We start from the raw sequence: 12,785 nt of genomic DNA, 5'->3' as shown, positions 1-12,785 counted from the left end.
AGTTTCAAATTGAAAGCTGCTGAAAATCGCCCCTTATCGCCAACCAAAATTTGGTGGTTCCCCCAAAAAGCCGTATCTTTGCACTGCCATTCTGAGATAAGGCGCCAACGTTATCTTTAAGTTAATCTCCCACTTTTAATATGGCTTTTTCACAAAAAAGATGTATCTTTGCAGCGGAAAAGGAGACAATGGCTGATTTGGCTCCCGTAATCATCAAAAACGGATAAGATTATGGCTGATACTAAGTTACTCCTGGTTGAGGATGATGAAAACCTCGCCTATATGGAGAAAAGCTGCTTCGAGGATATCATCGGAGGATATGAAGTGAAAACCGCCGTTAACGGCAAGGAAGGACTGAAGGCGTGGAGAGACTTTCAGCCAGACGTCATCGTATCGGATATCGACATGCCTATCATGGACGGCATCGAAATGGTGAAGAACATCCGAGAGGTGGATGGAGAAACCATCATCCTCTTTACCACCGGTCTCACCTCACCCAAGGACCTGAAGGCAGGTTATGCCGCCGGAGCCAACAACTATATCAAGAAGCCTTTTATTCCCGAAGAGCTTGATGCCCACATCCACAGCCTCATCCAGCTGAAAGCCGGAAAGCGCAGCGAGAATGCCAGCTGCCAGATCAAGCTGGGAAGATATACACTGGATGCCAACCACGCCACCCTGAAAGATACGCAGGAAGGCAACGAGAAGATGCTTACCGCCCGGGAGGCAAAAATCCTCGAACTGCTGGTGGTAAACAAGAACGAGGTGGTGCGCCGGGAAGCCGTACTGAGCCGCTTCTGGGGCGTGGAAGACAAGGATTACTTCGCTTCCAGAAGCCTGGATGTATTCATCAAGAAAATCCGCACGGCACTGGAAGACGAACCAGCCGTAGAACTGAAAACCATCAGAGGAGTGGGATTCAAGCTCATCGCAGAATGAGCATCCCCCACCCCTTCATAACATTATACGAGAATCAAATTAGAATAAAGAAAAAAAGACAGAAAAGACATCATTATGCTGAAAGCGATATTATACTACATACTGTTCCTGGCTGAATATCTCAGCACCATCTTCCTGGGAGGATTCCTGGTGGGACTCTACATGGCACTGAACATCCCTTCGGGCTCCCACAGCCAGCAGATAGGAGCCCTGGAGGAATCCATCTATCCGTTTATGTTTGTCATCGGATTTCTGGGCATACTCATCGTATGGTTCACCTTCGGACATTACAAATTCTCCAGGTTCTCGCTTGGAAAGGTGATTCCTGCCGCCAAATGGAAGGCGATGACCATTTGCACCATGCCGATTCTGGGCTTCACCATGGTCTTCTATTCCACCATGAACCTCTTCCATCTCGACTTCCTGCCCAAACAGATGATGGAGATAAGCTATCTCGGTTTCCTGCCATACAATATCATCGGATCGTTTATATCTGCCTACATCTTCTTCGGCGCCATTCAGGAGGAACTGATCCGCTGCGGCAAGAAGAGATGGGTGCAGCTGCTTACCCTCTCGATCATGATGCTGCCTGCATGCATGATGTCGGTAACAACCAGTGGTGATATCAATGTAGATCTGACCGTGCTCGGTTTTATCTCCCTCTGCTATTGCAGCTGGATATACGGCAAGACACGCAGCACCATCATTCTCATCGTGCTCTATTTCATATCCAGTCTGGTTCCCTTCCATTTTGAATCGAAAGTGCTCGGCATATTGCTCCTGATAGCCGGCACAGCCTTAACTATAGGTGGATTCGCTGCCCTGAGCAGGAAACTGCCTGAAATGCTTGTGAAAGATGAAGACGAATAGAGCCAAGGCACTCAGCACCACGGCACTGATAGCCGTGCTCTGCATGCAGCTGTTCTGGATGTGGAACTCTTTCGAGATGACCGTTCACCAGATGGGATTTGAGACGCCCTGGAACCTGGCACCGGATGTCAGGGCACAGGCTCTGCTCGCAGCCTTCTACGAAAGCAAATTCACCCTTCTCACCTCGCTCCTTACAACGGTGGTGATCATCCTGAGCCTCATCGACCAAATCAACTACATCGATGAGCAGGAAAGGGTGCGACTGCTGCGCGAGGACTTCTCCTATGCGATGGTTCACGACATGAAGTCGCCGCTCACCTCCATCATCATGGGAACCAAGTATCTGCACAGCGGCGTACTGGAGAAGAAGCCGGAAATGAAGGAGAAATATTTCTGCATCGTAGAAGACGAGGCGCAGCATCTGCTTGCCCTCATCAACCGCCTGCTCACCATCTCGAAACTGGAGCACGGCAAGCTGCATATCCAGAAGGCGGAAGTAAATTTGGAAACGATGATAGAGGATGTGGTGGATAAATACAAGGCGAAATCAGCGAAACCGATCCATATCATCACCCGGTTTGGAGCCACCTCTGCCCTAGCCGACGAGGAATATCTGAAGGAGGCGATCAGCAATCTGGTGGATAACGCCACCAAGTACTCGAAGGAGGAAATCAACATTGAAATTTCCACCCTGGAGGATGACAGAAACGTGTATATCAAGGTTTTTGATGAGGGTATCGGCATAGCCAAGAGCGAGCTGAAGACCATCTTCAACCGCTTTGAGCGCGCCGCTGAGCACGAAAAGGATGCCCGTAAGACCCGTGGCGGCTTCGGCATCGGTCTGAACTACGTACTGCAGGTAATCAACGCCCATAGCGGCAAGATAAGTGTGAAGAGCGAGAAAGACAAGTGGTCGGAATTCACCATCTCGCTACCGAAATAAAAAGCTGAATAAGATATTCAAACATAAAATAAATAGGAATTATGGACTTAAAAGGAATCTACACAGCCGATGCCAATCGCTATGGCGATGCAGAGGCACTCTATCAGAGATGCGGCAAGAGCGGAGTCTTGCTGCCTAAGATTAGTCTGGGATTCTGGCACAACTTCGGAGGAGTGGATCCTTACGAGAGAAGCCGTGCCATCACCCATTATGCCTTCGACCACGGAATCACCCACTTCGACCTTGCCAACAACTATGGTCCTCCATACGGAAGTGCCGAGGAAACCATGGGCAGACTGATGAAGGATGATTTCCTGCCTTATCGCGACGAACTCTTCATCTCTACCAAGGCGGGATACGATATGTGGGAAGGTCCTTACGGCAACTGGGGCTCTCGCAAGTATCTGATGGCGAGCCTCGACCAGAGTCTCAAGCGCATGAATCTCGACTATGTGGATCTCTTCTACAGTCATCGCTACGACCCAAATACCCCACTCGAGGAAACCCTTCAGGCAATGGTAGATATCGTGAAGCAGGGCAAGGCGCTCTATCTCGGCATCAGCCGATGGCCACTGGAGGCATTAAAGTTCGCAGATCAATACCTGAAGGAGCGCGACTGTCCGCTGCTCATCTTCCAGGACAGACTCAACATGCTCGACCGTGCACCGCAGGAGAACGGAACCCTCGACTACTGCCACGAAAACGGCATAGGATTCATCTCCTTCTCTCCCCTCGCCCAAGGTCTCCTCACCGACCGCTATCTCAACGGAATCCCTGCCGATAGCCGCATGGCAAAGGAGCACTTCCTGAAGCACAGCGCCCTGACTCCGGAACTCATGGAGCAGTTGAAGCAATGGAATGCAGAAGCCGGCGAACGTGGCGAAACCCTCGCCGAGATGGCACTGGCGTGGATTCTCCACCAGAAAGGCGTAACCAGCGTGCTGGTAGGTGCCAGCTCAACTTCCCAACTGGAAAAGAACATGAAATGCGTTCATGCCAAGGCATTCTAGAAATAGATAGTAGCCAGCTAAAATATCAGGTTTTAGTGGCTACTATTTTTGTTTTTATACCTTATTATATATCTTTATGCGCCTTTTAGTATGATTTTTCAAAGAAAAGCAGTACCTTTGTACCCAAAATAGAAATTTGCATTCATGAATACAAAGATAAACGAATTTGAAGTGATGGCACCTGTGGGCTCGCGCGAGTCTTTGGCTGCCGCTATTCAGGCTGGTGCCGACTCCGTATATTTCGGAATCGGCAAGTTGAACATGCGTTCACATTCTGCCAATCATTTTACTATCGACGACCTGCGTGAGATTGCTGCCACCTGCAACGAGCATGGCATCAAGACTTACCTCACCGTCAACACAGTGATTTACGACAACGACATCCCTACGATGAAGGAAATCATTGATGCTGCCAAGGAGGCTGGCATCTCTGCCGTCATCGCCAGCGATGTGGCTGTGATGAGCTATTGCAATGAAGTAGGAGAGGAAGTGCACCTTTCCACACAGTTAAATATCTCTAACACAGAGGCTTTGAAGTTTTATGCACGCTTTGCAGATGTTTCCGTTCTGGCACGTGAATTAAACATGGACCAGGTGAAGCATATCCATGAGCAGATAGAGCAGCAGAATATCTGCGGCCCTATGGGCAAGCAGATTCGCATCGAAATGTTCTGCCATGGCGCCCTGTGCATGGCTGTATCGGGCAAATGCTACATGAGTCTCGCTAATGCCAACCGCTCTGCCAACCGTGGCGAATGCGTTCAGATTTGCCGCCGCAGCTATACCGTTACGGATAACGAAACCGGCAACCAGCTGGAAATAGACAACAAGTATGTAATGAGTCCGAAGGACTTGAAGACCATCCGCTTCATCGACCGCATGATGGATGCCGGCGTTCGCGTCTTCAAGATTGAGGGTCGTGCCCGTGGACCAGAATACGTATATACCGTAGTGAAGTGCTACAAGGAGGCGATAGCTTCCGTATTGGATGGTACCTTCACCGAAGAGAAGAAGGATGCCTGGGATGAAAGACTTGCCACCGTATTCAACCGTGGTTTCTGGGATGGTTACTACCAAGGTCAAACCCTCGGCGAGTGGAACAAGCACTATGGTTCTGTGGCTACCGAGAAGAAGGTGCTCGTGGGCAAGGTGATGAAATACTTCTCCAAGCTGGGCGTGGCAGAGGTTGCCGTAGAAGCTTCTACCTTCGACAAGGGCGAGAAACTTCTGATTACGGGTAACACCACCGGCGTGATGTATCTCAATGCCGATGAAATCCGCTACGACCTGAAGCCTGTGGAAACAGCGCAGCAGGGTTGGAGAGTGTCTATCCCTGTACCGGATAAGGTGCGCCCTAACGATAAGCTCTATAAGTTGATTACAGTAAACGAAATTAAAGAAATAAAATAATGGCAACAATTAATGAATTGCAGGATGAAGTGGTAGAGGAGTTCCAGGATTTCTCCGACTGGATGGATAAGTATCAGATGCTCATCGACTTGGGCAACGAGTTGGCTCCTCTCGACGAGAAATACAAGAACGAGCAGAACCTTATCGACGGCTGCCAGAGCCGTGTATGGTTGCAGTGCGACTACGAGGATGGCAAGCTCGTATTTACAGCCGATAGCGATGCCCTCATCGTAAAGGGAATCATTGCCCTCCTGATTCGTGTGTTGAGCGGTCATACTCCAACAGAGATTATGGATGCCGATCTCTATTTCGTAGAGAAGATTGGTCTGAAGGACCACCTGAGTCCAACCCGCAGCAACGGTCTGCTGGCGATGATCAAGCAGATTCGCATGTACGCCCTGGCTTACAAGACCAAGGAGGCAGAGGCATAAATATACAAAAGAGTAGGGGATAGCCCCCTCATTTCAGAATAACTATGCGTAAATTAAGAACGATAGAGATGAATCGCCTCACGCTGGAGGAATTCAAGGAGGCAGAGAAGCTTCCATTGATAGTAGTCCTGGATGATGTGCGATCATTATATAATGTGGGAAGCGTGTTCCGCTCCTGCGATGCCTTCCGAGTAGAGGCGGTGTATCTCTGCGGTATCACCGCCACTCCTCCCAATACCGAAATCCACAAGACGGCACTGGGCGGCGAAGACAGCGTGGATTGGGAGTACTTCAAGACCACCGAAGAGGCTGTGGAAAAGCTGAAGCAGAAAGGCTATTTTGTGTATAGCATTGAGCAGGTAGAGGGTTCTACTAAGCTTCAGAACCTCGAAGAATCCCATAAAAGAATTTTCGGAAAGGAAGTAGGGGAGAAGCCGTCAGATTCTTCACTCTCCACTCTTCACTCTTCACTCCCAAAGGGTTACGCCGTTATCTTCGGCAACGAGGTGAAGGGTGTGAAGCAGAACATCGTGGATATGAGCGATGGCTGCCTGGAGATACCCCAGTTTGGCACCAAGCATTCCCTGAATGTCAGCGTAACAGCCGGCATCGTGGTTTGGGAGTTTGCCAAACTGCTGAAGTTGTAGCACCTGTCCATAACGAAGTTTGTGGGTCAAACGTTAATCCCCAACCTACTTTTCTCAAGCAGGCTGGGGATTTTTGTATATCAATAAACCTTAACAGTTATATGATGATTAAGTTTTCTCAATATTTTACGCGGATTGGTCCGGCAACAGAGTTGAATAAAAGGTCGCCATTAGCAAGATACTGAATGATGGCGTAGGCACCATTTGCTCGATTACTCTTGCCCAAGATGGTGCGATGACGTGTGGCACCACTCTTCCAGTCAAGTCCTGTAACTTCCCAGCCCGAAGCATCGTTCCAGCCACATACAAATACCATCTCCGACTTGGTACTTACGGCAGGAATCATACTTACAGAACTTACATCGCTGCGCGCCCACTTACTCTTCCACTTGTTCTCCTTTGCATTCCAACGTACACACTCGGCACCTTGAGGACCTTTGACGATAGGACCAATAGCAAGTACACCTACTATCTTATCGTTTATTTCCTGATCGGTAACATTGATGTTGTTTACAACAAAGGCATCATAGCCACCTGCTACAACCGACTGCTCAGACTGTATCCACTCTGTTGATGCAGGCAGACCGCATGTAACCTCATGCACTCCGGCTATACGCTTGTCGTACCCTGCCACTTGCTTTGCGTCTGCCGGGATTTCGTCACGCCAGAAAGCCACCAGTTTCATACGCTTAGAGCCATCGGTAATAACAACCAACTTGTCCTCGTCTTGGCCAAAGCCCATAAGTGTAGGTGTTGAACCAGTGCCATATCCGAGTTTGATACATGGAGCCTTCGGACCACCATCGTAATAGGCTTGCCATGCACCATCAGCCGGAGATGTAGAGAATTTGCCGTCCTTGCAGATAAGTTTCTGCATAAGACCTTTTCCGCCAGGAGTGCGACTGTTACTTGCTACGTAAACGCCACCATCTTCGTCGATACTGATAGAGTTGGTGAGAATCTGGTCTGATGGAAGAGCGTATGAATCCTCGATGGTAGTAAGAGCACGATTCAGCACAAGAATTCCGTTCTGTGCAGCCACGACAAGGTGGCCGTCATAGGTCATAGTAGCACCTACGAGAGTAAAAGAGTTGAAGGTAAAGTCGGTAAGTCTGATTTGATGATCCAGCACGATACCTTCCTTGGGATTATTAGGATTGGCAAGGCGATAACGTACCATTACCTGACCTGCATTGGTGTAAGCATAGTTATCCTTGTCGCACAAGACATAATTACCGTTAGCCATAGACATCTGCGGCATGGAGCCAAGTATATCGGTGACTGTCTTGGAAAGTTCGTCGTAAGTAGCATGCTCTGCTGTCATACTTGTAAGCTGCTCCTGAGTCTTCATTGTAATCCCTGGCAAGCCAGCCTCTGCAACCTTTTCAAGCTTGCCGTCGCTGATATCAAGATACGACACGCGATCGCTACTCATGCCCCACATATACTTGGGCGAAGTAGAAGCAAGTGTCATCAAATTCACGGGACCGCTCCATGTCATCTGACACTTGGAAAGATCGATATTGAAAGTTCCATCCTTGACTTCATACGAGAAAGCATCCGTCTGAGCCGAATTGAAGTGCGTAATACTATACTCTTCCTGTGCAAGCCAAGGGTTAGGCTTTGGTTTTGAAACTTGTGCCAAAGGCACTTCTATAGTGCTATCGCCAGCGCCACCGGCAGGAGTAGAATCTTCGGAACACGAAGTCAAAGACATAGCACCCATGGCACACGCCATTAAATAAAGATAAGATTTTTTCATTGTGAATTGTTTTTGAAAGTTTATGTTTGAAATTCCTTATGCAAAGATATAAAAATATCAACCATCAAAACCTCAAAAGACATCACTTATGTGTCACTCTTGTAGAAAAGAGACGTAACTATAAGAAAGGTTACACATAGCCCATTATGTAACCTTTGTACAAAAGTTACATCTCACACTCAGTAGCAAACATACACATAACCAACACATTATCGTTGGCGACGCCACTCGGCAGGAGTCAAACCTGTTCTTTCCTTGAACAGACGCTGAAAATACACACGCGATGAGAAACCGCACTCCATAGAAACAACCTCGTTACTATATTCGGGGTGTGCTACAATGAGTGCCTTTGCCTCCTCCACACGAATACCCGAAAGCCATGTACGGAAACTCTTACCATATATGGAAGTTAGATACGAAACTACATCGGCACGATTAACCTTTATACGACGAGCAAACGAGGATAACGTCAAGTCGCTATCCCTAAAACCACCCTCGCTTCGCCATTTGCTTACTGCCATATCTATTTCGGCAACACGCTCAGGCACTATCTCACTAAAGACTTTAGCAGCAGCCATCTCCTCGTTAGTCTCGGCAACAATCTCTGTTACCCCCTCGGACATACTGAATCCAAGTGCCATAAAACTAACAATAAACAGCGAAAGCGAAATCAGTCCCAAAGGTCCAAAGACAAAGAGTAACGGCCGCAACAATATATATAGAGGCGAAATTATAGCAAAAGCACACACCATAAAAAGCCCAATGCGCATAGTGCTCAAGTAAGCATCTACAGGATTACCAAGTTCACTATCGAGCCGACGCTGAACATAACCAAGCACCTTAAACGGTGCCCATACATAATAAAACAAAGTAAAGAAATGAATAGCATCAGCAACATATAGCATAGTACCAATATGCAGACTGCCATTTGAGATAACACCTGCTACTATGCACAACACCATAAGAGCATACCCTGCAACACCATAGCGCATAAAACTCCAACGTCCATGCCCTGCGCGCAGAATATTGAGCTGCGACCACGACAACAATATGGCCGAAGGCGAATAAAACAGCAGATTGAACAGAACGCCCACATCGTCTCCCCGTTGTCGCCAACCAAACCGCATCTGACACACGTAGTGTACGACTAACAATAGTAATGCCACAATAATCATCCAACGCGACTGCTCAAACTGCATGTTACGGCAAGTTATATAGTAGCGCGAAACAAACACAAAAAACATAAGCATGCCCATCACAATCATGCAGGTATACTGAAGAGCTATAAGATCTAAACAAGTATCCATGATTATATATATCTTTAATTCTACAACACTGCTCTTATTTCAGATATTCTCCGAAATCAGTCAATCTCATATCACCCTTCTTCAGGAAGGTATCGTGCATGGCGAGGGCGGCACGCATGCTCTGTGGCTCGTGTCCCTTCTCTGCGAATTTCAGATACTCACGGAGCATAGGGCGATAATCAGGGTGCGCACAGTTTTCGATAATCTCCTTGGCACGGCGCAAAGGACCCTTGCCACGAAGATCGGCTACTCCCTGCTCAGTAACGATAACATCCACATCATGCTCGGTACTATCCACATGGCTGCACATCGGAACAATGGCAGAAATGCAACCGTTCTTGGTGGTACTCTGCGTGGTGAAGATAGAGATGAAACCATTACGCTCGTAGTCGCACGAACCGCCGATACCATTCATCAGCTTGCTGCCGCAGATATGGCTGGAGTTCTCGTTGCCGTAAATATCACACTCGATGGCGGTGTTCATAGCGATGACACCCAGTCGGCGAATCACCTCAGGAGAGTTCGAAATCTCGCTCTGGCGGATGGTGAGATGCTTCTTGAAGTAATCAATATCATCATACACCTCTTTCAATGTATCATTGGTTACGGTGAGCGAAGAGCAGGAAGCATCCTTGATTCGTCCCTCGCGCATGTATTTCACCACGGCATCCTGAACCACCTCGGTATAAACGCTGAATACCGGCACGTTAGGATTCTGTCCCAATGCTTCAAGAACAGCATTGGAAGTTACGCCCACACCGCTCTGCAAAGGCAGGAACTGTGGAGGAATATGACCCTTCTTCAGGTCGCTAACCAGGAAATCAGCCACATTGTGTCCCATCTGTTCTGTTACAGGATCGAGTGGCTTGAAGGCACGCGCCTCCTCCGGGATGTTGCATTCCACCACACCGATAATCTTATGCGCATCAATCTCCACATATTCCTTACCGATTCTATCGCCCACATTCAAGATTGGGATAGGGGTGCGGAATGGGCATTCGGCTATCTCGTATACATCGTGCAGATAACGGGAAGCTGGACTGTGGAAGGTATTCTTCTCGATGAGCACCTTCTTGGCAAGGCGGACGATGGTAGGAACGATGCCGCCGGCAGAGGTAAGGAATGCCTTGCAGGTGGTTTCGCCTTCCTCCAGGTCGGAAACCTCAATGATGGCAAGGTCTATCTCGCCATAGAAACCACGGCGCAGACGCTCAGCCATATGACCGAGATGCATATCCTCGTAATCTATCTCGCCCAGATTGGTATGAGTTCTAAAGTCCTTGTTGGTAGAAAATGGCGCACGGAACTTGATGGCATGAGCTGCCGCCATGTCACCCTCAATACTTTGTGAAGTAGAAGCACCTGTCAGGATGCCTACTTGGAATGGTCTGCCTGCCTTATGCTCAGCCACGGCTCTCTTGGAGAGTTCGCGGAAGGTAGCCTTAGGCACGCCGTTTGGAGTAAAACCACTCAAACCGATTGTATCTTGATCGTTAATCATCGCTGCTGCTTCAGCAGCGCTTAATCTAATATACGCCATTTTCTTCTTTCTTAATATTCATTAGCGGAACTGATAGCCGCATTCTAAATAATTGATACTTATTTGTGGCTGCAAAGTTACACATTATTTTCGATATATGCTAATCATTTGATGATTTTATACAGATATTAGGCAAAAAACTTACAGTTCGTGAATAGATATGCAGATTTCACTTACTTTATGCAAAAATAAGGCTGGCATCCATGCGCCCTGAAAGGTAGGGCGTAGGGGGCAGAGCCTGCTTGCAAAAGTCTTTCTCCTGATATTCTCTCTCTTTTTCTAAGATAAAAGTGGTATTTTCGAGGTATTTAATAACATTTTGCGGATGATTTGGCGGATATGTCAGAAAAATGAGTTAACTTTGCACTCAAAATATAAATAATATAAAAGAAAGGTTCATACAAGATGGAACAGAAATTACTGATTTACAACACTCTCACTCGTACGAAAGAGAGATTCACTCCGCTCCACGCTCCTAACGTGGGCATGTATGTTTGTGGCCCTACCGTATATGGCGATCCGCATCTCGGTCATGCGCGTCCTGCCATCACATTCGATATACTCTTCCGCTATCTCAAGCACTTGGGATACAAGGTTCGCTACGTTAGAAACATTACCGACGTGGGCCATCTGGAGCACGATGCTGATGAGGGCGACGACAAGATTGAGAAGAAGGCACGCCTGGAGCAGTTGGAGCCAATGGAGATTGCTCAGTACTACACCAACCGCTACCACGATGCTATGGAGGCGCTGAACGTACTCCCTCCTAGCATTGAGCCTCATGCCACAGGCCATATCATCGAACAGGAGAAATTGGTTCAGGAAATCCTGGACAATGGCTATGCCTACGAGAGTAACGGCTCTATCTACTTCGACATCGAGAAGTATAACAAGGATCATAAGTACGGTATTCTCTCCGGACGTAACCTGGAGAACGTTATCAACGAGAGCCGCGAGCTGGCTGGTATCGGCGAGAAGAAGAACCAGGCTGACTTCGCCCTCTGGAAGAAGGCTTCTCCTGAGCATATCATGCGCTGGCCTAGTCCTTGGAGTGATGGTTTCCCTGGCTGGCACTGCGAGTGTACTGCTATGGGACGCAAGTACTTGGGCAGCCACTTCGATATTCATGGTGGCGGTATGGATTTGATTTTCCCTCACCATGAGTGTGAGATTGCGCAGGCTGTGGCTTCTCAGGGCGACCAGATGGTTCATTACTGGATGCACAACAATATGATTACCATCAACGGTCAGAAGATGGGTAAGAGTCTTGGCAACTTCATCACCCTGGAGCAGTTCTTCACTGGCAATCACGACAGTCTGGAGCAGGCTTATTCGCCAATGACTATCCGTTTCTTCATCCTCTCTGCTCACTATCGCAGCACAGTAGATTTCTCTAACGATGCCTTGAAGGCTAGCCAGAAGGGATTGGAGCGCTTGATGAATGGTTTGAACGACTTGGAGCGTGTGCCTGTGGCTAAGCAGAGCGATGAGCAGGTGAAGAAGTTTGTAAGCGAGTTGCGCCAGCGCTGCTACGATGCGATGAACGATGACTTCCAAACTCAGCTCGTCATCAGCTACCTCTTCGAGGCTTGCCACATCATCAACACTGCCCTCGACCACAAGGCAAACATCTCTGCCGAAGACCTGAAGGAACTTTCAGATACCATGCAGCTCTTCACCTTCGACCTGCTCGGCTTGAAGAGCGAGAAGGGAGCCAACAATGATGCTCGTGAGGAGGCTTATGGCAAGGTAGTGGATATGGTTCTCGACCTGCGTGCCAAGGCTAAGGCTGATAAGGATTGGGCTACCAGCGACCAGATACGCGATGCCCTGGCTGAAGCCGGCTTCGAGGTAAAGGACACCAAGGATGGTGTTACCTGGAAACTGAACAAGTAAAAAATATATGATATAAAATGAGAAAAGGCT

11 protein-coding genes are annotated in these 12,785 nt (G+C 48.2%); 8 read left to right on the top strand and 3 right to left on the bottom strand.

All coding sequences use genetic code 11. From position 1 onward, the window contains the following. The first annotated feature begins 231 nt into the window (after positions 1-231). The 7 genes from DW657_RS12040 to DW657_RS12010 all read left to right on the top strand — a co-directional run bounded on the left by DW657_RS12040 (position 232) and on the right by DW657_RS12010 (position 6,250). The gene (locus tag DW657_RS12040) at positions 232-939 is read left to right on the top strand and encodes a response regulator transcription factor (protein ID WP_118312689.1); all 708 of its coding nucleotides are present in this window, start codon (positions 232-234) and stop codon (positions 937-939) included. 75 nt (positions 940-1,014) lie between these two features. Further along, complete coding sequence (locus DW657_RS12035; protein WP_118312688.1) at positions 1,015-1,809, top strand: hypothetical protein; 795 nt, start codon at positions 1,015-1,017, stop codon at positions 1,807-1,809. Further along, positions 1,796-2,752 (top strand): sensor histidine kinase KdpD, encoded by a 957-nt coding sequence (locus tag DW657_RS12030; RefSeq protein ID WP_118312687.1) that lies wholly within the window; start codon positions 1,796-1,798, stop codon positions 2,750-2,752. Before DW657_RS12035 ends, DW657_RS12030 begins: the two co-directional genes overlap by 14 nt. Before the next feature lie 41 nt (positions 2,753-2,793). After that, positions 2,794-3,762: an aldo/keto reductase gene (locus DW657_RS12025; protein ID WP_117664085.1), complete on the top strand. Its 969-nt coding sequence runs from the start codon at positions 2,794-2,796 to the stop codon at positions 3,760-3,762. 144 nt (positions 3,763-3,906) lie between these two features. Beyond that, positions 3,907-5,172, top strand: a complete 1,266-nt coding sequence (locus tag DW657_RS12020) for a peptidase U32 family protein (protein ID WP_089543039.1) — start codon at positions 3,907-3,909, stop codon at positions 5,170-5,172. Continuing rightward, positions 5,172-5,603, top strand: a complete 432-nt coding sequence (locus tag DW657_RS12015; RefSeq protein WP_118312686.1) for a SufE family protein — start codon at positions 5,172-5,174, stop codon at positions 5,601-5,603. Before DW657_RS12020 ends, DW657_RS12015 begins: the two co-directional genes overlap by 1 nt. Before the next feature lie 44 nt (positions 5,604-5,647). Continuing rightward, positions 5,648-6,250, top strand: a complete 603-nt coding sequence (locus DW657_RS12010; RefSeq protein ID WP_118312685.1) for an RNA methyltransferase — start codon at positions 5,648-5,650, stop codon at positions 6,248-6,250. Between the two features lie 118 nt (positions 6,251-6,368). Here the strand turns inward: DW657_RS12010 and DW657_RS12005 are convergent, their stop codons facing one another. From DW657_RS12005 to DW657_RS11995, 3 genes are all read right to left on the bottom strand, one after another. Further along, on the bottom strand, positions 6,369-8,012 hold the full coding sequence (locus tag DW657_RS12005) for a hypothetical protein (RefSeq protein WP_118312684.1): 1,644 nt from the start codon (positions 8,010-8,012) through the stop codon (positions 6,369-6,371). A gap of 209 nt (positions 8,013-8,221) precedes the next feature. Beyond that, positions 8,222-8,653 (bottom strand): AraC family transcriptional regulator, encoded by a 432-nt coding sequence (locus DW657_RS18385; protein ID WP_233546953.1) that lies wholly within the window; start codon positions 8,651-8,653, stop codon positions 8,222-8,224. Positions 8,654-9,353: 700 nt separating this feature from the next. Beyond that, on the bottom strand, positions 9,354-10,859 hold the full coding sequence (locus DW657_RS11995; RefSeq protein ID WP_118312682.1) for an acetyl-CoA hydrolase/transferase C-terminal domain-containing protein: 1,506 nt from the start codon (positions 10,857-10,859) through the stop codon (positions 9,354-9,356). A gap of 405 nt (positions 10,860-11,264) precedes the next feature. Between DW657_RS11995 and cysS the strand changes: the two genes are divergently transcribed. Then, positions 11,265-12,755 (top strand): cysteine--tRNA ligase, encoded by a 1,491-nt coding sequence (cysS, locus tag DW657_RS11990; protein ID WP_118312681.1) that lies wholly within the window; start codon positions 11,265-11,267, stop codon positions 12,753-12,755. The last annotated feature ends 30 nt before the right edge of the window (positions 12,756-12,785 follow it).

Origin of the sequence: Prevotella sp. AM23-5 (genome assembly GCF_003473645.1) — a bacterium.
GTDB classification, from domain to species: Bacteria; Bacteroidota; Bacteroidia; order Bacteroidales; family Bacteroidaceae; genus Prevotella; species Prevotella copri_A.
The sequence above is the reverse complement of the archived record's forward strand: the minus strand, read 5'-3'. Positions and strand labels throughout refer to the sequence as shown.